General features: G+C 74.8%; 13 protein-coding genes and 2 pseudogenes. 10 read left to right on the top strand and 5 right to left on the bottom strand.

The window, feature by feature from the left end; all coding sequences use genetic code 11:
- Nucleotides 1-32: 32 nt before the first annotated feature.
- From ACIF8T_RS14255 to ACIF8T_RS14245, 3 genes are all read right to left on the bottom strand, one after another.
- Complete coding sequence (locus ACIF8T_RS14255; RefSeq protein ID WP_400034681.1) at nucleotides 33-1,511, bottom strand: DUF5719 family protein; 1,479 nt, start codon at nucleotides 1,509-1,511, stop codon at nucleotides 33-35.
- Nucleotides 1,508-5,179 carry a glycosyltransferase family 2 protein gene (locus ACIF8T_RS14250; protein WP_400034679.1) on the bottom strand — a complete coding sequence of 1,224 codons (3,672 nt, stop codon included), beginning with the start codon at nucleotides 5,177-5,179 and terminating at the stop codon, nucleotides 1,508-1,510. The genes ACIF8T_RS14255 and ACIF8T_RS14250 overlap by 4 nt, the downstream gene beginning before the upstream one ends.
- Before the next feature lie 199 nt (nucleotides 5,180-5,378).
- A complete protein-coding gene (locus ACIF8T_RS14245) occupies nucleotides 5,379-5,642 on the bottom strand; it encodes a WhiB family transcriptional regulator (RefSeq protein WP_003975777.1) in 264 nt (87 codons plus the stop codon).
- A 722-nt stretch (nucleotides 5,643-6,364) separates the two neighbouring features.
- Here ACIF8T_RS14245 and ACIF8T_RS14240 point away from each other — a divergent pair.
- From ACIF8T_RS14240 to ACIF8T_RS14225, 4 genes are all read left to right on the top strand, one after another.
- Nucleotides 6,365-6,859, top strand: coding sequence for a cysteine dioxygenase (locus ACIF8T_RS14240; RefSeq protein ID WP_400034677.1), 495 nt, complete (start codon nucleotides 6,365-6,367; stop codon nucleotides 6,857-6,859).
- Between the two features lie 58 nt (nucleotides 6,860-6,917).
- Nucleotides 6,918-7,874, top strand: coding sequence for a 2-phospho-L-lactate transferase (cofD, locus tag ACIF8T_RS14235; RefSeq protein ID WP_400034675.1), 957 nt, complete (start codon nucleotides 6,918-6,920; stop codon nucleotides 7,872-7,874).
- A complete protein-coding gene (locus ACIF8T_RS14230) occupies nucleotides 7,871-9,181 on the top strand; it encodes a coenzyme F420-0:L-glutamate ligase (protein WP_400034673.1) in 1,311 nt (436 codons plus the stop codon). Before cofD ends, ACIF8T_RS14230 begins: the two co-directional genes overlap by 4 nt.
- 101 nt (nucleotides 9,182-9,282) lie before the next feature.
- On the top strand, nucleotides 9,283-10,272 hold the full coding sequence (locus tag ACIF8T_RS14225; protein WP_400034671.1) for a DNA-3-methyladenine glycosylase family protein: 990 nt from the start codon (nucleotides 9,283-9,285) through the stop codon (nucleotides 10,270-10,272).
- An 84-nt stretch (nucleotides 10,273-10,356) separates the two neighbouring features.
- Here ACIF8T_RS14225 and ACIF8T_RS14220 read toward each other — a convergent pair whose 3' ends face one another.
- Together ACIF8T_RS14220 and ACIF8T_RS14215 are read right to left on the bottom strand one after the other, a co-directional pair.
- On the bottom strand, nucleotides 10,357-11,439 hold the full coding sequence (locus tag ACIF8T_RS14220) for a sugar phosphate nucleotidyltransferase (protein ID WP_400034669.1): 1,083 nt from the start codon (nucleotides 11,437-11,439) through the stop codon (nucleotides 10,357-10,359).
- Between the two features lie 95 nt (nucleotides 11,440-11,534).
- Nucleotides 11,535-12,848 (bottom strand): N-acetylmuramoyl-L-alanine amidase, encoded by a 1,314-nt coding sequence (locus tag ACIF8T_RS14215; protein ID WP_400034667.1) that lies wholly within the window; start codon nucleotides 12,846-12,848, stop codon nucleotides 11,535-11,537.
- Between the two features lie 151 nt (nucleotides 12,849-12,999).
- On the opposite strand from ACIF8T_RS14215, the gene ACIF8T_RS14210 reads away from it, so the two are divergent.
- From ACIF8T_RS14210 to ACIF8T_RS14185, 6 genes and pseudogenes are all read left to right on the top strand, one after another.
- Nucleotides 13,000-13,755: a TIGR03089 family protein gene (locus tag ACIF8T_RS14210; RefSeq protein ID WP_400034665.1), complete on the top strand. Its 756-nt coding sequence runs from the start codon at nucleotides 13,000-13,002 to the stop codon at nucleotides 13,753-13,755.
- A 129-nt stretch (nucleotides 13,756-13,884) separates the two neighbouring features.
- Nucleotides 13,885-14,750 (top strand): annotated as a pseudogene (locus tag ACIF8T_RS14205) (LCP family protein); the annotation flags it as partial.
- Between the two features lie 474 nt (nucleotides 14,751-15,224).
- Complete coding sequence (locus ACIF8T_RS14200) at nucleotides 15,225-16,967, top strand: LCP family protein (RefSeq protein WP_400034663.1); 1,743 nt, start codon at nucleotides 15,225-15,227, stop codon at nucleotides 16,965-16,967.
- Nucleotides 16,968-17,044: 77 nt separating this feature from the next.
- Nucleotides 17,045-18,730 (top strand): LCP family protein, encoded by a 1,686-nt coding sequence (locus ACIF8T_RS14195; RefSeq protein ID WP_400034661.1) that lies wholly within the window; start codon nucleotides 17,045-17,047, stop codon nucleotides 18,728-18,730.
- A 96-nt stretch (nucleotides 18,731-18,826) separates the two neighbouring features.
- Nucleotides 18,827-20,518, top strand: coding sequence for an LCP family protein (locus ACIF8T_RS14190; protein WP_400034659.1), 1,692 nt, complete (start codon nucleotides 18,827-18,829; stop codon nucleotides 20,516-20,518).
- Nucleotides 20,519-20,610: 92 nt separating this feature from the next.
- Nucleotides 20,611-20,964: pseudogene (locus ACIF8T_RS14185) on the top strand (hypothetical protein); the annotation flags it as partial.

Raw genomic sequence — 20,964 nt, 5'->3', positions numbered from 1 at the left:
GGTCCCCCGCCCGCGCGCCCTCCCCGGCCGTCCTACTCCTGCAGGACCGAGAGGTCCTCGTCCGCCGACGGCACGGCGACCGTGCCGCGGTCGTCGGGCAGGGTCTGGACGGTGAAGGCCGCGACGCCGTCCCGGGTGGCGGTCAGCATGCGGGAGGCGTGGACCGGGCCGCCCCCGAGCGGCTCGACCGTCAGGGCGTAGGTGCCCTTCAGGCCGCTGGGGAGCGGGAGTCCGACGTCCTGGGTGGTGCCGCCCTTGACCGTGTACGTCTTGGACACCGCCGTGCCGCCCTCGCTGCCCGCCGACGCCGTGACCTTGACGGTGGCCGTGCGGTCCGGGGCGGTCAGGGAGAGGGTGCCGCCCTTGGCCCGGTTGTCCGCGACCGTCGCGCGCGTGCCGACGGGCCGGGTGGCCGGGATGAACGCCGTCTCCTGCCGGGCGCCCTCGCCGCGCACCACCCGCACGGCGGCCACGACCGGCACCGCCCGGTCCGTCGGCGTCAGGACGAGGGACCCCGCCTCCCCGCGTGTGAGGTCCGCCAGGTCGACGGCGCTCGTCATGCCCGCCTTGACGTGCAGCGTCTCGTGCCCGGCCGGGGTGATCGTCCCGGAGGGCGAGGCCAGCCGCAGCTTCAGGTCCGCGTCGGTGTCCCCGGGGGTGAAGGCGACCAGGCGGACGGCGGTGGCGTCCTTGGGGATGCCCGGCAGGACCAGGCTGTCCGCCGGGTCGGCGGACGCGGCCAGCCAGTCGCCGCCGAGCTTGTCGTCCAGGGCCTGCACGGCCGCGCCCACCCGCCCGCTGCGGACGCTGACGTGCACGGTGAGGTCGGTCTCCGCGCCGTCGGTCAGGGTGGACAGCAGGATCGGCTCGGTGGAGCGCGGCTGGACGGTGATGCCCTCGCCCGTCTCCGCCTTCAGGTCGCCGTCCTTGCCGTAGAGCTCGACGTCGACCACGGCGGCGGAGTCGTCGGGGTTGGTCAGGTGCACGTAGTCGGTCCGGTCGGCCGCCGTGCTGGCGCCCGGGAACCAGAACTCCGTGTCCGGCGCGGTGCAGGTGACTCCCTGGAGCCCGCGTCCCGCGCCCGCGGCGACCTCCGTGGTCTCCTGCACGGTCCAGCCGGGCGCGTACTTCCCCTCGGCGGTGCCCACGAGCGCGGGCGACTCCGCGCCGTCGGCCTCCCCGGTGGCCGGGGTGCCGGGCTGCCCGGGCTTCAGCACGGGCTTGCCGGCCGTCCTGCCGCCGCCCTCCGACTCCTGCGCGGCCGCGCGCAGTTCGGCCTCGCCGCCGCTTCCCGCGCCCTTCGTGACGGGCGTGAAGGACGTGTACGACGTCTCGGCGAGGTCGGAGGAACTGGGCGCCGGGCACAGCAGGCTGGTGCGCTCCACGGGCAGCCGGGCGGCCGCCCCGGCGGTGTCCGCGCCGGCGGGGCCGGGCGCGGAGACCGCGGCGAAGCCGGTGGCGGCGGCGAGCGCGGCCGTGCCGGCGATCAGGGACAGGGTGGTGCGGTTCACTGCTGGCTCCCGTCGGGACGCTCACTGCCCGTGCCGTGGGGCTGGTGCGGGTGCGCCGGGTCGTACGGCGTGCCGTACCCCTGCTGGTAGGTCGGGTCGTACGCCGGGTCGTACGGGGCGGCCGGGGAGGCACCGCCGTACGCGTACGGGTCGTACTGGCCGCCCTGGTACGGGTCCGCCTGGTAGGGCTGCCCGTAGGCGCCCTGGGACTGCTCGCCGTACCCGGCGTCCGCGTAGCCCGCGGTGTCCCACTGGCCGTAGGACGGCTGCTGCGGAACCGCGGCGGGCGTGTCCTGCGGAGGCGCGTCGGGCGCCGGGGGCGGGGGCTCCTCGCCGCGGCCGGCCTCCTCGGCCTCGGCCTGCGCGCGCAGGCGGCGGGCCCGGCGGCCCTCGCCCGCGACGGCCTGGGCGGGGACGGCCGGCTCGTCGGGCAGGTCGTCGTCGACGTCGCGGCGCCGCCCGGGCAGGGCGAGCACGACGAGGACGACCGCGAGGGCGCCCTGCGCCCACAGCCAGGCGGTGTGGCCGACCGGGTCGTCGTGGACGACGTCCAGCCGGCCGCCGGAGGCGGGCAGTTCGAAGCCCTGGGCCCAGCCGTCGACGGTGGTGCGGGGCAGCGGCCTGCCGTCGAGCGTGGCGGTCCAGCCCTCGGCTGCGGTGTCGGCGAGCCGCAGGATCCGGCCGGCGGCGCCCGCCGGGATCGTGGTGTGGATCTCGACGGGTCCCGCGGCGACGGGCTGCGGCTCGGCCGGGCCGGTGCCCGACGACGTGCCGGGCACGATCGTCGCGCGGGCCACCTCCTTGTCGACCCGCCACAGCGCCCCGCCGTCCTGCTGGCTGAGCCGGGACAGGCCGGGCGTGGCGTCCAGGACGCGGGTGACCTCGCGCGGCGCGCCCGGGTGGACGAGGACGTAGCGCACGGCGAACCCGCCGAGCTGGTCGGCCTGGTCGGCGCCGGAGCCGGCGACGAGGTTGGCGACGACCTTGTCCAGCCGGGCGTTCCCGCCGTCCGCGGCGGCGAGTTCGCCGTCGCCCATCCGGACGCCGGAGCCGCGGACGAGCACGTAGCCGACGCGGTCGGTGGAGTCGCTGTCGAGGACGAGGGTGCGGGCCTGGTCGCGGGTGCCGCTCTCCTCGGCGACGAACGCGGGCACCTGGGTGGGGTCGCGCCGCTCCAGCGGCCCGTCGGCGCCGCGGAGCATCCAGCCGGCGGCGACCAGCAGCGGGCCCACGGCCGCGGCGAGGGCGATCAGCGCGGCGACCGGCTGGCGCCAGCCGAAGCTCTGCTCGGCCACGCGCGCGCGTGCCCCGTCGGCGCCGAGCAGCGCGGCGGCCAGCAGGGCGATGCCGTAGACGAGGGTGGCGGGGCCGGCCCAGGCCGAGCCGTTGGCCAGCACCGCGAGGACCAGGGCCGGCAGGGCGACCGCCCAGGCGGTCCCGATGGCCGTCCGGCGGTCGGAGCGCAGCAGGGCGGCGAGGGCCGCCAGCACGACGCCGATGAGCATCAGTCCGCTGACCGTGCCGGGCCCGCCCGGGCTCGCGCCCAGCAGGTCGAGGGGGGAGGCGGCCGAGGCGCCGTACTCCAGGCCGGCCTCCCGGAAGAAGCCGAACGGCAGCAGCGACAGCGACCAGGGCGCGAGGACCAGCATCGGCGTGCCGAGCTGGGCGAGGAAGCGCAGCCCGTAGGCGGCGATGTCGGCCCGGCGCAGGACGAGCAGCGCGAGGCCGAGCAGCAGCGCCAGGGGCCACACGATCGGCGTGAAGGCGGTGGTGACCGTCAGCAGCAGCGCGTACGCCCAGGTGGCGCGCCAGCTGCCGCGCGTGCCGGGCGGGTTGGCGAGGCCGCCGGCCGCGACGCCCGCGCGGGCCAGGAGCGGCAGCAGGACGGCGAGGACGGCGGTGCCGATGCGGCCCCCGGCCAGCGCGCCGGTGGCGGCGGGCAGGACGGCGTAGACGACGGCCGCCCACGCGCGCAGCAGGCGCGAGGGGACGAGCGCGCGGGAGGCGAAGTACGCGGTGAGGCCGGCCAGCGGCACCGAGCAGACCAGCAGGAGCGTGACCGCGAGCCCGGTCGATCCGAACAGCACGGAGGCCAGCAGCGCCACGATCGCGAGGTAGGGGGGCGCGGACGCGGTGCCGCCGGCGCCCACCGGGTGCCAGGTGTCCGTGTAGCGCGCCCACAGCTCGCCGGAGTCGGCCGGGACGGGCAGCAGGGCGCCGCCCGCGAGCGCGCCGCCGCCGAGGAGGCCGCGGCAGGCGACCAGGGAGACGAGCAGCAGGACCAGGAAGAGCACCGGGCCGGGCTTGCGCGCGACGCGCTTGAGCCGGGCGAACTGCTCGACCTCCAGGAAGTCGGCGTCGTCGCCGCCGGGGCCGGACTCGACGGCGCCGCCGTGCCGGCCCGCCCCGGAGGCGGCCTCGGGGTCGGAGCGGCCGACGAGGTCGCCCGCGACCTGTTCGACGGTGGCGCGGACGGTCGCGCCGGGCGGCGGGAACAGCGCCCGCAGCTCGCCCTTGTCGATCTGCGGCGCCCCGCGCCTGCGCCGCCCGGCGACGATCCGCTCGGGCCGCAGCAGGGTGCCCACCAGGCCGCGGATCTCGTCGACGGCCTGCCCGGGGACCTTGCCGACGAGGTAGGCGACGGTCCGCAGCAGCGTGCCGAGGACCAGCCGCAGCAGCACCCAGGGCAGCACGGCCGTACGGGCGTTGACGAGGAGGGTGTAGACGGCGCCGGCCTTGTCGACCTTGTGCGGGGAGGCGGCGGTGCGGCCGACGCAGTCCACGGTGCGGCGCTCGCGGGAGGCCGCCTCGGCGTGCCGGACGACCGCCTCGGGGGCGACGAGGACGCGGTAGCCGGCCGCGTGGGCGCGCCAGCACAGGTCGACGTCGTCGCGCATCAGCGGCAGGTGCCGGTCGAAGCCGCCGAGCCGCTCGAAGACGTCGCGCCGCACGAGCATGCCGGCGGTGGACACCGACAGCACGGGGCGGACGTGGTCGTGCTGGCCCTGGTCCTGTTCGCGGCGGTCCAGGCCGGTCCAGCGGCGGCCGGAGTTGGCGATGGTGACGCCGACCTCCAGCAGCTGGCGGCGGTCGTACCAGCCGCGGAGCTTGGGGCCGACGACGGCGACGTCCTCGCGGCCGAGCTCGTACTCGGTGTCCACGACCCGCAGCAGCTGGGCCAGGGCGTCGGGTTCGGGGGCGCAGTCGTCGTGCAGCAGCCACAGCCACTGCACCGGTTCGCCGTGCGGGAGCTCGGGCAGGTCGTAGGCGTCGTCGCGCCAGGTGCGCGTGACCGGGTCCCAGCCGCTGGGCCGCTTCAGGTAGGGCAGCTCGTCCGGGGTGAGGGCGGGGGCCGTGCGGTGGCACTCCTCGACGGCCTGGCCGAAGCCGGTGCGCCGGGCGAGGTGCAGCACGCGGTCGTCGCCCAGGGCCTCGGCGACCAGCCGGGCGGAGTCGTCCGCGCTGCCGGTGTCGGCCGCCATGGCGTGCTGCACGGGGCGCTCCTGGCCGAGCAGCCCGGCGAGCGCGTCGGGCAGCCAGCGGGCGCCGTCGTGGGAGACGAGGACCGCGGTCACCACATGACGCGGGAACTCGGGCGGGCGGGCCGGGTCGAACCCGGCTGCGGCAGCGGTGTCGTGATGGGCTGCCGGGTGGCTGTGCACGGACATCGAGGTACGGGCCCCGGTTCGGTGGACTGCGGGGACGCCTGTGCCCGGCGGGGGCAGCGGGGCGTCTCGGACGAGCGACCACACTATCGGCTGGGCAGCGGGGCGGCCCGCCGCCTGTGGACAACCCACGCGCGACGGGCCGTTCGCCCCGTATGCACCGGAAGGATCCGGGTCCGTGTCACCGTCGGGGACGGTCGTGTCAGACGGCGGCCTTCTTCAGCCGGCGGCGCTCCCGCTCGGACAGGCCGCCCCAGATGCCGAAGCGCTCGTCGTTGGCGAGGGCGTACTCGAGGCACTCGGAGCGCACCTCGCAGGCGAGGCAGACCTTCTTGGCCTCGCGGGTGGAGCCGCCCTTCTCGGGGAAGAAGGACTCGGGGTCGGTCTGGGCGCACAGCGCGCGCTCCTGCCAGCCGAGTTCCTCGTCCGCGTCGTCGACCAGCAGTTGCTGCACCAGCTCGGTCATGTGCGCCCCTCGTCTGTTCTTTCCGCGTCCCCGTGATCTAGCCGTTACCGATACCGGCTGAACGACACGAGTGAAATTACAAGTGTGCCGCTCCGGGCGAGTCAAGCCGGGATCTGCTATTGGGCCCCTTATTCACTCTGCGGAACCAAGGCCGTGCGGAAAGTGTTCAAATCGGCATAAACCTTGACACACGGATGGGCCCCGCGGAGGTCGAGAACCCGCACAGAGGCTGTACGGGAAAAGACGCCCGCCGGTTCGATCCCGTTCCGGCACGCGCACCGAAGCGAAGCGGATCACAGTCGGATCACGAGATCGCAACGGGGCTTGTGCCGCCCGGATGGACGCCATGTGTCCCCGGAACGGCATGAGCAAACCTTTCACCTTTCCGAACAACCGGATGAGGTGAAACACATCCCACATATCGGGCGTCGAGTTGACAGTGGAGGTGTGAGCCGGTGTCCTTGTGGGCATGCTCGCGAATCGCGCACTCACCCCGACCCGCTCCGCCGGGTCCCACGGTGCTGCCCGCGCTCGCTGTAGCTGTCGCTGTTCCGGCTGTTGAGCACTCCCCCCGCGCTCCGGCTGCCGCCGGGTCACATCCGACCCGGCCGCTGATTCCTCCGCTCCCACCAGGGCATCCCCTGTCGCCGCCCGCGACCCGGGCACAGGCGACGCGACACCCCCCACCGCCTTTCTCCTCCCGCCAAGGAACCACCGCACCCATGAACAGCGACAGCGACCTCCAGATCGCCGGTGACATCCTCGAAGTCCCGCACCTGCTGCAGGCGCCGCGGGAACACCCGTCCACCGTCGCCGAGTTCGTCGGCCTGGCCCGCTCCCTCGCCGCCGACCGCGCCCAGTGGGAGCACCTCGTCCGCTACGACGCGACCACCCGCTGGTACCACCGGCTGCGCACCGGCCCGGGCTACGAGGTGTGGCTGCTGTCCTGGGTGCCCGGGCAGGGCAGCGGGCCGCACGGCCACGGCCGCTCCTCCGGCGTGCTGACGGTGCTGGACGGCGCGCTCACCGAACGGACGGAGCGCGGCACGCGCGTGCTGCGGGCCGGTGCGCAGCGGGTGTTCGCGCCCGGCTACGTGCACGAGGTCGTCAACGACGCGCTGGAGCCCGCGGTCAGCCTGCACGTCTACCACCCGGGCCTGACCGAGATGCCCATGCACACGGCGCCGCACTGCGAGGCGCGGGCCGTGACGGCCTGACCCCGCGTCCCGCGCGACCGGCCGACGCGGTGCCGCGCCCGCCTGCAAGACTGCTCCCATGCGCATTGTGGTTCTGGCAGGCGGCATCGGCGGTGCCCGGTTCCTGCGCGGTCTGAAGCGGGCCGTGCCGGACGCGGACATCACGGTCATCGGCAACACCGGGGACGACATCCACCTCTTCGGGCTGAAGGTCTGCCCGGACCTCGACACGGTGATGTACACGCTCGGCGGCGGCATCGACGAGGAGCAGGGCTGGGGGCGTGCCGACGAGACCTTCCACCTCAAGGAGGAGCTCGCGGCCTACGGCGTCGGGCCGGAGTGGTTCGGCCTCGGCGACCGGGACTTCGCCACCCACATCGTGCGGACGCAGATGATCGGCGCGGGCTACCCGCTCAGCGCCGTGACGGAGGCGCTGTGCGACCGCTGGCAGCCGGGCGTGCGGCTGATCCCGATGACCGACGACCGCGTCGAGACGCACGTCGCCGTCGAGCTGGACGGCGAGCGCAAGGCGATCCACTTCCAGGAGTACTGGGTGCGGCTGCGGGCCTCGGTGCCCGCCGAGGCGGTCGTCCCGGTGGGGGCCGAGCAGGCCAAGCCGGCACCGGGCGTGCTGGAGGCGATCGCCGAGGCGGACGTCGTCCTCTTCCCGCCGTCCAACCCGGTCGTCTCGGTCGGCACGATCCTCGCCGTGCCGGGCATCCGCGAGGCGATCGCCGGCGCCGGGGTGCCCGTGGTCGGCCTCTCCCCCATCGTCGGGGACGCGCCCGTGCGCGGGATGGCCGACAAGGTGCTCGCGGCGGTCGGCGTGGAGTCCACGGCGGCGGCGGTCGCCGAGCACTACGGGTCGGGGCTGCTGGACGGCTGGCTCGTCGACACCGTCGACGCGGGCAGTGTGGAGCGCGTCGAGGCGGCCGGGATCCGCTGCCGGGCCGTGCCGCTGATGATGACCGACGTCGACGCGGCCGCGCGGATGGCCCGGGAGGCCCTCGCGCTGGCGGAGGAGGTGCGGGCGTGAGCACGCCGCCCAGCGACGGCTACCGGGTGTGGGCCGTGCCCGGCCTGCCCGAGGTGCGGCCCGGCGACGACCTCGCCAAGCTCATCGCCGCCGCCGAACCCGGACTCGCGGACGGGGACGTGGTGCTCGTCACCTCCAAGATCGTGTCCAAGGCGGAGGGGCGGATCGTGCGGGCGGCCGACCGGGAGGCCGCCATCGACGCCGAGACCGTACGGGTCGTCGCCCGGCGCGGCACCCTGCGCATCGTCGAGAACCGGCAGGGGCTCGTGATGGCCGCCGCCGGGGTCGACGCCTCCAACACCCCATCGGGCACGGTCCTGCTGCTGCCCGAGGACCCGGACGCGTCCGCGCGGGCCGTCCGGGACGGGCTGCGCGCCGCCCTCGGCGTCGACGTCGGCGTGCTCGTCACGGACACCTCCGGGCGGCCCTGGCGCGCCGGGCTGACCGACGTGGCGATCGGTGCCGCCGGCGTACGCGTCCTGGACGACCTGCGCGGCGGCACCGACGCGCACGGCAATCCGCTGAGCGCCACCGTCGTCGCCACCGCCGACGAGCTCGCCGCCGCCGGCGACCTGGTCAAGGGCAAGGCCGCCGGGCGGCCCGTCGCCGTGGTGCGCGGGCTGCCGCACGTGCTGGGCGGGGACGACGGCGCCGGGGCCCGGGCCATGGTGCGCGGGGCACGCGACGACATGTTCCGGCTGGGCACCTCGGAGGCCGTGCGGCTGGCCGTGACCCAGCGCCGCACGGTCCGGTCGTTCACCGACGAGCCCGTCGACCCGGGGGCCGTCCGGCGGGCGGTCGCCGCGGCCGTGACGGCACCGGCGCCGCACCACACCACGCCGTGGCGGTTCGTCCTGCTGGAGTCCGGGGAGTCGCGCACCCGCCTGCTCGACGCCATGCGGGACGCCTGGATCGCCGACCTGCGCCGCGACGGCAGGTCCGAGGAGTCCGTGGCCCGGCGCGTCCGCCGCGGGGACGTGCTGCGGCACGCCCCGTACCTGGTCGTGCCGTGCCTGGTCATGGACGGCGCGCACACGTACGGGGACCCGCGGCGCGACGGCGCCGAGCGGGAGATGTTCGTGGTCGCCGCGGGCGCCGCCGTGCAGAACTTCCTGGTGGCGCTGGCCGGGGAGCGGCTGGGCTCGGCCTGGGTGTCGTCGACGATGTTCTGCCGGGACGTGGTGCGCGAGGTGCTGGACCTGCCGTCCGGCTGGGACCCGATGGGCGCCGTCGCGGTGGGGCATCCGGCGCGGGAGCCGGAGCCGCGGCCCGAGCGGGACGCGGAGGCGTTCGTCGAGGTGCGGTGACACCGCCCGGCGGGCGCCTACCCTCGTAGGGCACCGCTTCGCTTCCCGCTCTCTCCGGGACTTCTCCGCTCTCCGCTCTCCGCTCTCTCCAGGACTTCATCGTGGCAGGACGGTTCGCTCCCCGGCCCGCGCGCACCACCGTGCGCGGCGGGTACGTCGCCGTGCCGCGGCAGGCCCCGGCGCCGGCCCGGACCCGGGAATGGGCGCCGGAGGGGCCGCTGGACCTGGGGCTGGTGCTCGGGCCGCTCAGACGCGGGCCGGGCGATCCCACCTTCCGCGCCGCCCCGGACGGATCGGTGTGGCGGGCCAGCCGGACCCCGTGCGGGCCCGGGACGCTGCGCGTGCGGATGCGCGGCGGCCGGGTGGCCGCCGAGGCGTGGGGGCCGGGGGCCGAGTGGCTGCTGGAGGGGCTGCCGGAGCTCCTCGGGGCCGCCGACGACCCGTCCGCGTTCACGCCCCGGCACAGGCTGCTGGCGCTGACCGGGCGGCGGCGGCCGGGGCTGCGGCTGACCCGGACCGGACTGGTGCTGGAGTCCCTGATCCCGTCGGTCCTGGAGCAGAAGGTCACCACGGTCGAGGCGTACCGGGCGTGGCGGCTGCTGGTGCGGCGGTACGGGGAGCCGGCGCCGGGGCCCGCGCCGCACGGGATGCACGTCATGCCCGAGCCGCGCACCTGGGCGCTGATCCCCTCCTGGGACTGGCACCGGGCCGGGGTCGACGACAAGCGGGCGTCCACGGTCCTGCGGGCCGTGCGGGTGGCCGCGCGGCTGGAGCAGGCGGTGGGGATGGCCCCGGCCCAGGCGCGGGCCCGGCTGGAGGTCGTGCCGGGGATCGGGCCGTGGACCTCGGCGGAGACGGTGCAGCGCAGTCACGGGGCGGCGGACGAGGTGACCACCGGGGACCTGCACCTGCCGGGGATCGTGGGGTGGGCGCTGGCCGGGGACCGGCACGCGGACGACGCGGTGATGCTGGAGCTGCTGGAGCCGTACGCGGGGCAGCGGCACCGGGCGGCCCGGCTGATCCTGCTGAGCGGGCGGGTGCCGCCGCGGCGGGCGCCGCGGCGGCCGGTGGGGGACATCGGGCGGTGGTAGGGGCGGGCCGGTCCGGTCTCCTGCCCGGTGCCCGGCGTCGGTGCCGGGGGCGGGGTGCGCCGCCCGGCGCCGTACCGTCCGCGGCTACTGGTCGGAGGAGAACCGCACCGCGCCCGCCGGGATGCGGGCGTCGCACCACACGCGGACGCCCTCGCGCAGTTCGTTGTCCGGGCCGACGACCGCGCCGTCGCCGACGACCGTGCCGGTGAGCACGGAACGGGAGCCGACGCGCGCCCGGGTGCCGATGAGGGAGTCGGTGACGACCGCGCCGGGCTCGATCACCGCGCCCGGCAGGATCGTGCTGCCGAAGACCCGCGCGCCCTCCGCCACGAAGGCGCCCTCGCCGACCACCGTGCCGCCCGCGAGCTTCGCGTCGGGCGCCACGCTCGCCGTCGGCAGGACCAGGCGGTCGCCGCACCGGCCGGGGACGGCCGGGGACGGGGCGCGGCCCAGGACGAGGTCGGCGGAGCCGCGCACGAAGGCCGCGGGGGTGCCGAGGTCCAGCCAGTACGTCGAGTCGACCATGCCCTGGAGGTGGGCTCCGGCCGCCAGCAGGCCGGGGAAGGTCTCCCGTTCCACCGACACCGGGCGGCCGGCCGGGATCGTGTCGATCACCGAGCGGCGGAAGACGTAGGCCCCCGCGTTGATCTGGTCGGTGACGATCTCCTCGGGCGTCTGCGGCTTCTCCAGGAACGCCAGCACCCGGCCGGTGGCGTCGGTGGGGACCAGGCCGTACGCGCGGGGGTCCGTCACCTTCGTCAGGTGCAGCGAGACGTCCGCGCCCGTGGTCTCGTGGGTGCGGACCAGGGCCCGGATGTCCAGGCCGGTCAGGATGTCGCCGTTGAAGACCAGGACCGGGTCGTCGGGTCCGGAGTGCAGGCGCGAGGCGACGTTGCGGATGGCGCCGCCCGTGCCGAGGGGCTCCTCCTCCGTCACGTACTCCAGGTGCAGGCCGAGTGAGGACCCGTCACCGAAGTGCGGTTCGAAGACCTCGGCGAGGTAGGAGGTGGCCAGCACGATGTGCTCGACGCCCGCCGCTCTCGCTCTCGCCAGCTGGTGCGTGAGGAACGGCACTCCGGCCGCCGGGACCATGGGCTTGGGCGTGTGCACCGTGAGCGGGCGCAGCCTGGTGCCCTTGCCGCCGACCAGGAGGATCGCTTCTGTCACCTGTCGTCTCTGCTTCCTGCCGGGACCGGCCGAACTGTCTTTCGGCCGGCCAGTGTATGCAGCACGTCTCCGGCAGGTGCGTCCGTCTCCCCGTCTCAGCGGCCCTGGTAGCGCGCCGCGGTCGAGCGGGCGGAGCCGAGCTTGCCGTAGAGCTGCTGTCCGGGGCACTCCGTGGCGAACCCGTCCCGGTGACCGGAGATGACGTTCAGTCGTACGTTCTTCCCTTTTCGGTAGAGGTTGCCACCGCCGGACTTCAGGTATGTCTTGCCCTGGGGATCCATCCCGTACAGGCCGAGCTTCCACGCGGTGAGCCGGGCGACGGCCTTCACGGCGGCGGACGAGGGCTTGGTGGAGCCGTAGGAGCCGATGACGGCGATGCCCATGCTGTTGCTGTTGAAGCCGAGGGTGTGGGCGCCCAGCACCGCCTTGGCGACGCCTCCGGCGCGTCCCTCGTAGATCCGGCCGCACTTGTCGATGACGAAGTTGTAGCCGATGTCCCGCCAGCCCAGGCTCCTGACGTGGTAGCGGTAGATGCCGCGGATGAGCGAGGGGGCCTCGGAGCAGCGGTAGTTGTTGCCGGAGGCCGTGTGGTGGACGAAGGCGGCCTTCACCTTCTTCGTGTAGGCGAACTGCTTCTCGCGCAGGCTCTCGTCGGCGCCCCAGCCGCCGCGCGTGACGATGAGCGGGCGCGGGCCGACGTACGGCTTCGCCTGCTGTCCGGTCGTGGTGCGGCCCGGCGCCGCGACCCCGGCGGCGTCGGTCGTCCGTGCGGGCGGGGCGGTGCTCGGGGCGTCCGGCGGGGTGCCGGTCCGCGGGGCGGCCCCGCCGGGGTCGACGAGTTCGAGGCGCAGGCCGGGCGGGAGGGGCGGGGCGGCGGGCGCGCCGGCGCGGCCGGCCCCCGGGTGGGCGGGGGCGCCGGGTTCCGCGCGGACGCGGATCTCCACGCCGTCGGAGTCGCCCACCCACAGGGGGGCCGTCGCGCCGCGCACCCGGCCCGAGGCGCTCTCGGCCGTGCCGGGGTCGGCCGCGTGGTCGGCGTTGTGGGTCTCGACGTCCTGCCAGGCGGACCAGGTGCCGGTGGCGGTGGCGCGGGTGCGGACCTGGACCCGGCCGTGCAGTTCGGTGCCGGGGTCGTCCCACACGACCCCGACGAGGGAGAAGCGCCCCACCTCCTGGCGGGGCAGGCCCTGTTCGGCGGGGGCGCCGAGGGCCCGGTCGCGGGCGAGGGGGCGCAGGGGCAGCGACTGGGTGCGGCCGGGGAGGTACGCCCCGGCCGCGCGTGCGGCGGTGGGTGGCGCTTCCGCGGCCGGCGCCGGTCTCGCGGTCGACGCGACCGCGGGCGGGGCCGGTGAAAGGGCGAAGGTGGCCGCGCAGGTGACACCGAGTGAGGAAGCTAGGAATCCACGCATGCCCCTGATCTTGGACATACCTACTCATATCTGTCCATCGGGAAAGTGACGTCGCGTCGGGGGGCGTTCCCCCGAACCGGTGGTCCGCGCGTGGCGAACCGGTGACCCTGCCGCGCGGCGCGCGCGTGGCGCGCCGCGTACGCTTCTGCGCGTGAACGCCACCGATCGCACCCCAGCCGACCTGCTGAGTTCCGCGCTCGCCGCAGACCCGGGACGCCCCCTGGTGACCTTCTACGACGACGCCACGGGCGAACGCGTCGAACTGTCCGTGGCCACGTTCGCCAATTGGGTGGCCAAGACCGCAAACCTGCTCCAGGACGACCTGTCCGTCGAACCCGGCGACCGGGTCGCGCTGCTGCTGCCCGCGCACTGGCAGACGGCGGTGTGGCTGCTGGCGTGCGCCTCCGTGGGCGTCGTCGCGGACATGGCCGGGGATCCCGCCGCGGCCGACGTCGTGGTGAGCGGGCCGGACACCCTGGAGGCGGCACGGGCCTGTTCCGGCTCCCGGGTGGCACTCGCGCTGCGCCCGCTCGGCGGGCGTTTCCCGCAGCCCCCGCAGGGGTTCGCCGACTACGCCGTCGAAGTGCCCGGGCAGGGCGACCGGTTCGCGCCGTACGCGCCGGTCGACCCGGACGGGCCCGCGCTGATCGTGGCGGGGCGGGAATTCAGCGCGGCCGAGGTCGTCGAGCGGGCCGGGGCGGAGGCGTCCGGGCTCGGGCTCACCGGGCCGGGGTCGCGGATCCTGTCGGGGCTGCCGTACGACACGTGGGAGGGGCTGAACGCGGGGCTGTACGGGCCGCTGGCCACCGGCGGGTCCGTGGTGCTGTGCCGGCACCTGGAGCGGCTCGGCGCCGAGGCCCTGGACAAGCGGGTGGAGAGCGAGCGGGTCACGGTCATCGCCCGGTAGGGCGGCCCGGCCCGCCGTCCCCCGTCCGGCCCACCGGCACCCGGGCACTCCCCCGCGCCATGGCCGTGGGGGCGGCGGCGTCGCGGGGCGCACCGCGCGCCCGTACGCCGTGAGGGGGCGGACCCGGTCGTGAGCGACACCGCGGGGACGGCCGGGGCCGGGGCGGGCGCCCCGGGCGGCGGGCCGGGGACGGCCCGGCGGCGGTGGGTGCGCGGTACCGGGCTCGCCGTCGCGGGCGTGCTGCTCGCGACCGCCGCGGCAGGGTGAGGGGGTGCACCTGAAGCTCGACGGGAACATCACCCCGGACGAGGCGGCGGCCGCCGAACTCGCCCGGTACGAGAAGGAGCGGTCCGCCGCGCCGGTCAGGGACGCGCGGACCATCCTGCCGATCGGCTCGGACTCCCGGCCGTAGCGACGGCAACCGCCGCCACGGCCGGGACTCGGGCACCGGGCGCTCCGACACCGTGCTCCTGCCGTACCTGTCCGCGGGGCGGCGCAGCGCCACGGCCGCCTCCCTGCCCCGCGACCCGACGGTGGACGTCCCCGCGCGCCGCCGCCGGGACGGCGGCCGCGGCGAGCCCGCGTTCGCGGTGTTCGGCCACGCCTTCCGGACCGGCGGGGCGGCCCGCGCGATCCGCACGGCCGAGAAGCCGGCCGGCACCCGCGTCGGCCACCACGTCGCCGTGGACCTCCGCGGGTTCGAGGAGCCGGTCGACGCGGCCACGTCCGCCCTGACCGCCGGCCCGGAGCCGGCGAACCCGCGCGGTCCGTACCGGCTCGTGCGCGGCCTGCGCGGTGTCCCCACCGAACGGGTGCAGTTCCTGACCGTGCCCCGGGAGCCGTACGCCCGCGACGTCGCCCGGGACCGGCTCGCGGGACCGGAGGCGGAGCGGCCCTTCGAACGGCTGCGCACGGATACACCGGCGATGGTGACGCGCGACGCCCCGCGGAGTTCCGCCGTGGAAAACCAGGAAAGCGGGGAAGGCGGGGAAAGCGGCGAAAACGGGGAAGGCGAGGAGGTGTACGAGGGCTCGCACTCCGGTTCGCCCACCGCTTCCGCCACGGAATCGCACGGCGCCGACACGGAATCGCACGGCGCCGACACGGACAGTGACAGCCGGAGCGGTGCGGCGACCGGCGGAAAGACCGGTGGTGAGCGGTCCGGGGAGGCGGTCGCCGCCGCTCCCTCCGCGTCGGCGTTCCGCGGGAACACGGCCGCCCAGGGCGGCCGCGAGTAAAGCACTCGCCAACCCCGTGAATTTTTGTCTGGGGAAATGGGCGGATTGCCCGCTTGTAGGGAAGTGGAATCTGTCACCGGCGTCGCCCGGGGCCGAATAAGGCCGTTAGTGTGAGCGATCCGGTGCGTCCGGCTCTGAGGTCCGTCCTGAGGTCGCGCACTGTGTGACCGAGACCCGAGCGCCTTGAAGGGGGAAGGCGCCGCGTGGCCCCGACGGAGGATTCGGACAACCGTGGACGCGCAAGGCCGTGGGCGGGCGGAGAACATCGATCCCGCAGACCAGTGGGTACTCAATCCGAACACCGGCGAATACGAACTGCGACTGGCTGCTTCCGCACCGCAGTCGACGGTGCCCGGGCCCCGCAGACCGGGCTCCCGCCGCGCGGGCGCGGCGGTGCGCAGCCGGACGGAGGCGCCGGCCCGGGCGCGGACCGAGACGCCCGGCCCTGAGGTGCCGTCCCCGCGCCGGCGGCGCGGGGCGCCCGCCGAGCCCCCGCCGGGGCGGCGCGGACGGCGGCCGGCGAAGAAGACCGCCAAGGGCAAGAAGGTCCTGCTGTGGACCGGCGGCACCATGGCGTTCGTGGTGCTCGCCACGGCGGGCGCCGCCTACCTCTACATCGAGCACCTCAACAGCAACATCACCTCCGTCTCCGACGACGGCGCGAGCACCGGCGGCTTCAGCAAGGACAAGGCGATCAACATCCTGCTGATCGGCACCGACAAGCGCACCGGCAAGGGCAACGAGAGCTACGGCGACTCCGGCAGCGTCGGGCACGCCGACACCACGATCCTGCTGCACGTCTCCAAGGACCGCTCCAACGCCACCGCGCTGAGCATCCCCCGCGACCTGGTCGTCGACATCCCCGACTGCCCGACCACGCAGGAGGACGGCTCGACGGAGATCATCCCGGGCTCGACCGGCGTACGGTTCAACACCAGCCTCGGCCAGGACGGCCGGACGCCCAGCTGCACCATGCGGACCGTCACCGAGCTGACCGGCGTCAAGCTGGACAATTTCATGGTCGCCGACTTCAACGCGGTCAAGACGCTGACCACGGCGGTCGGCGGGGTCGAGGTGTGCCTCGCCAAGGACATCAAGGACAAGGACTCCAAGCTCGACCTGACGAAGGGTACGCACACCATCCAGGGCGAGCAGGCGCTGGCGTTCGTGCGCACCCGGCACTCCGTCGGATTCGGCGGCGACCTGAGCCGCATCGGGCTCCAGCAGCAGTTCCTGAGCGCGCTGATGCGCAAGCTGAAGTCGAACGACACGCTCACCAGCCCGTCCAAGATGATCAAGCTCGCCGAGGCGGGCACCGAGGCCCTGACGGTCGACTCCCAGCTGAACAGCATCAACAAGCTGAAGGACCTCGGCCTGGAGCTCGGCAAGCTCAACGTCAAGAACCTGACCTTCACCACGATCCCGGTGGTCGACAACCCCTCGGAGCAGGTCAAGTCGACGGTCGTCCTGGACGAGTCCAAGGCCTCGCAGGTGTTCCGGATGATCCAGGACGACGTGTCGTTCACCGCGGTCGAGCAGCAGGAGAAGAAGGAGAAGGCCGCCGTCGCCGCCCGGCTCAAGGGCACCAAGGCACCCGCCTCCGAGGTGCGGGTCCGCATCCTCAACGGCGGGGCCGTCGCCGGCAGCGCCCAGGAGACCCTCCAGTGGCTCCAGGTCGACCAGGGCGTCACCAAGTCGGAGAACGCCGGCAACGCACCGGAGGAACTGAGCAGCACCACGCTCGAATACGCTCCCGACCAGGCCGCCCAGGCCCGCCGCCTCGCGGACGTCCTCGGGCTGTCCGGCTCGGCGATGAAGCCGGGCGAGAGCGTGACCAACTCCCAGGGACTGCCCGCGATGACGCTGACCCTGGGCAAGGACTTCAAGGGCGCGGGCGTGTCCCTCACCACTCCGACGAAGGCGCCGGAGGGGGTCCAGAAGTCCACGGCGGACAAGGTCGAGTGCGCCAAGTGACCTGACGGGCCTGCCGTGCGTCTTCCGGGGCGTACGGCAGGCCCGTCGGGGTGGCGCAGGGGTGGGGAGGCAGGACGATGACGCAGAGCAGTGTGCACGGGGAGGGGACACGGCCGGGCGCCGTGCCGCGGCAGCGCGGCGCGGACGACGGGGCCGGGCGGGACGGTGACGCCGAGGGCCCGGGCGGCGACGGCGGCAGACCCGGCCGCGGGAGCGGCCACGGCTCCCGCGGCGGCCGGCGCGACACCTCGCGGGCCGGGCGGGGGCGCCGTGCGCTGCGCTGGTCGGCGACGGGCCTGGCGCTGCTCGTCCTCGTCACGGCCGGCGCCGGCTACCTCTACTACCGGCACCTCAACGGCAACCTCCAGAAGGGCCAGCGCAGCAGCGGCGACTCCGGGGCGGCGAGGACCGGGCCGAACGCGGCCGGGCAGACGCCCCTGAACATCCTGCTGCTCGGCTCCGACAGCCGTAACTCCGCGGCCAACCTCGAGCTGGGCGGCAGCAGGAAGAGCGTCGGCAGCAAGCCGCTGGCGGACGTGCAGATGCTGGTGCACCTGTCGGCGGACCGCAAGAGCGCCTCGGTGGTGAGCATCCCGCGCGACACCCGCGTCGACATACCCCGGTGCACGGACCCCGAGACCGGCGAGACGTACCCGGCGACCACCGACATCATCAACGCCTCGCTGGGCCGCGGCGGAGCGGGCTGCACGCTCGCCACCTGGGAGAACCTCACCGGGGTCTACATCGACCACTGGATGATGATCGACTTCGCGGGTGTGGTGTCCATGGCGGACGCCGTCGGCGGTGTCGAGGTGTGCGTGGAGCACAACGTGTGGGACCGTCCGCTGCCGGGGGTGCCCGGCGGCTCCGGTCTGAAGCTGACGGCCGGCACGAAGAAGATCAAGGGCGAGCAGGCCCTGCAGTGGCTGCGGACCCGGCACGCCTTCTACAGCGACCTCGGCCGGGCCAAGGCCCAGCACATGTACATGAACGCGATGATCCGCTCCCTGAAGGAGCAGAACGTCTTCACCGACACCGGGCGCCTGAGGGACCTGGCCGAGGCGGCCACGAAGTCCCTGACGGTCTCGGAGGAGATCGGCACGGTGAAGAAGCTGTTCGACCTCGGCATGCAGCTCAAGACGGTGCCGACGGACCGGATCACCATGACGACCATGCCGACCACGGAGTACGCGCGGAACCGGAACCACCTGGTGCCGGACGGCGCGGACGCCGAGAAGATCTGGCGGATGGTCCGCGACGACGTGCCCTTCGACGACAAGGGCGGGACCTCCGGCACCGGCGGGAAGGCCGGCGGCGGGAAGAAGGCCTCCGAGGACTCCGCCGCCCCGGACGGCGAGATCGGCGTCCTGGTGCAGAACGGCACCCGGTCCGCCACCGCCGGCCCGGTGCCCGGCCGCGCGGAGGCGGTCGCCGGGCTGCTGGTCGCGGAGGGCTTCGCGCGGGCCGCCAAGGACACCTCGGCACCGCTGTCCCAGGAGCAGACCCTCGTCCGCTACCCGAGCGCCGACCTGGAGGGCGACGCCCAGCGCGTCGCCGGGGCCCTGGGGATCCCGCTGACGTCGGTGCGGCAGTCGGCCGACGTCTCCGGCGTCACGCTCGTCGTGGGCGCCGACTGGCGCGAGGGCACGGCCTATCCGAAGCAGTCGGCGCCGAAGGCGGGAGACCTGCCCGAGGACGCCGACGCGATCAACGGGGCGGACACCGGCCAGTGCATGCCCGTCTACCGGCCCTACCGCTGGTAGGGCGGACCCGGCCGGCCACCGGCGTCACCCCCGCGTATCCGAGCGGATAGTGTGAGTGATCCAGTGCTGCCTGCTCCGACGGAGGAATCGGACAACGTGGACACGCACGGCCGTGGGCGGGCGGACGACGTCGACCCCGCAGACCAGTGGGCACGCGACCCCGAGACCGGCGAGTTCGGGCTGCGCCCGGCATCTCCCGCCGCGCGGACGGCCGTTCCCGGCCCCCGCGGCGCGGACGGCGCCGCACGCGGCCGTACGCCGGTGCGCACCGTGCCGTCCCCGCGCCGGCGTCCCGCCGCGCCCGAGGAGCCGCCGGGGCGGCGCGGGCGGCGGCCCGCGAAGAGGACCGCCAGGGGCAGGAAGGTCCTGGTGTGGACGGGCGGCACGATGGCGTTCGCGCTGGTCGCCGTCGGCACGGCCGGCTACCTCTACCTCCGGCACCTGGAGGGCAACGTCGACACGACCGACGTCGGGGACGCGGGCAGCAGCGACTTCAGCAAGGACGACGCCTTCAACATCCTCGTCATCGGCACCGACAAGCGCACCGGCGAGGGCAACGAGGGGTACGGCGACAAGGGCAGCTCCGGGCACGCCGACACCACGATCCTGCTGCACGTCGCCGAGGACCGCTCCAACGCCACCGCGCTCAGCATCCCCCGCGACCTGATCGTCGACATCCCCGACTGCCCGACCCGGCAGGCGGACGGCAGCACCGTGACGGTCCCGGGCCTGCGGGGCGTCCGCTTCAACCGGAGTCTCGGCGAGAGCGGCCGGGACCCGGGCTGCACCATGCGCACGGTGCAGGAGAACACCGGCATCCCGGTGGACCACTTCATGATGGCCGACTTCAACGCGGTCAAGACGCTGACCACGGCGGTGGACGGCGTCAAGGTGTGCGTGGAGCGCGCCATCGACGACGAGGACTCCCACCTGAAGCTGCCCGAGGGCGAGTCGTGGGTCGAGGGCGAGCAGGCCCTGGCCTTCCTGCGCACCCGCAAGAGCTTCGGCAACAGCGGGGACCTGGACCGCATCGAGGTGCAGCAGCAGTTCCTGGGCTCCCTCATGCGCAAGATGTCCTCCAGCGACACCCTCACCAGCCCCGCCAAGCTGATGAAGCTCGCGGAGGCCGCCACCGAGGCGCTGACCGTGGACGAGCCCATCGGCTCGGTGGGCACGCTCAAGGACATCGCCCTGGAGCTGAGGAAGGTGCCGACGAAGAACCTCACCTTCACCACGGTGCCGGTCGAGGACAACCCCGCCGAGACGGTGAAGGCGACGGTCGTCCTGGACGAGTCCAAGGCCTCGCAGGTGTTCCGGATGATCCAGGACGACGTGTCGTTCACCGCGGTCGAGCAGCAGGAGAAGAAGGAGAAGGCCGCCGTCGCCGCCCGGCTCAAGGGCACCAAGGCACCCGCCTCCGAGGTGCGGGTCCGCATCCTCAACGGCGGGGCCGTCGCCGGCAGCGCCCAGGAGACCCTCCAGTGGCTCCAGGTCGACCAGGGCGTCACCAAGTCGGAGAACGCCGGCAACGCACCGGAGGAACTGAGCAGCACCACGCTCGAATACGCTCCCGACCAGGCCGCCCAGGCCCGCCGCCTCGCGGACGTCCTCGGGCTGTCCGGCTCGGCGATGAAGCCGGGCGAGAGCGTGACCAACTCCCAGGGACTGCCCGCGATGACGCTGACCCTGGGCAAGGACTTCAAGGGCGCGGGCGTGTCCCTCACCACTCCGACGAAGGCCCCCGACGTCAAGAAGTCGACCGCCGACAAGGTCACATGCGCTGGTTGACGATTCAAGGGCAACTGACGGGCCCGTCGTGCGTCTAACAGGACGCACGACGGGCCCGTTCCATGGGCGCAGGGGCGGGGAGGGCGGAGAAAGTGACGCAGAACACGGTGCAGGAGGAGGCGGCGCTCGCCGGCGTCCGGCGTGGACCGGCTCCGGACGCCGACCCGTTCGACGTCGGCGGTGACGAGGACCCGGCGGAGGCCGGGGACCGCACCCGGCGGGACGGCGAGGGCGGAGGCGAGGCCGACGCGCGGACCCTGGACGGCGACGGCGAGGACCCGGCCGGGTCCGGAGACCGGCACGACGCCGACACCGAGGACCGGGCCGGAGCGTCGCCCCGGCCCGACGGCGAGGGCGGGCGCGAAGCCGACGCGCGGGCCTTGGGCGGCGACGGCGAGGACCCGGCCGAAGCATCGGCCCGGCACGACGGCAAAGGCGAACGCGAA

It is taken from the genome of Streptomyces sp. NPDC085946 (genome assembly GCF_044540485.1).
Lineage (GTDB): Bacteria > Actinomycetota > Actinomycetes > Streptomycetales > Streptomycetaceae > Streptomyces.
The sequence above is the reverse complement of the archived record's forward strand: the minus strand, read 5'-3'. Positions and strand labels throughout refer to the sequence as shown.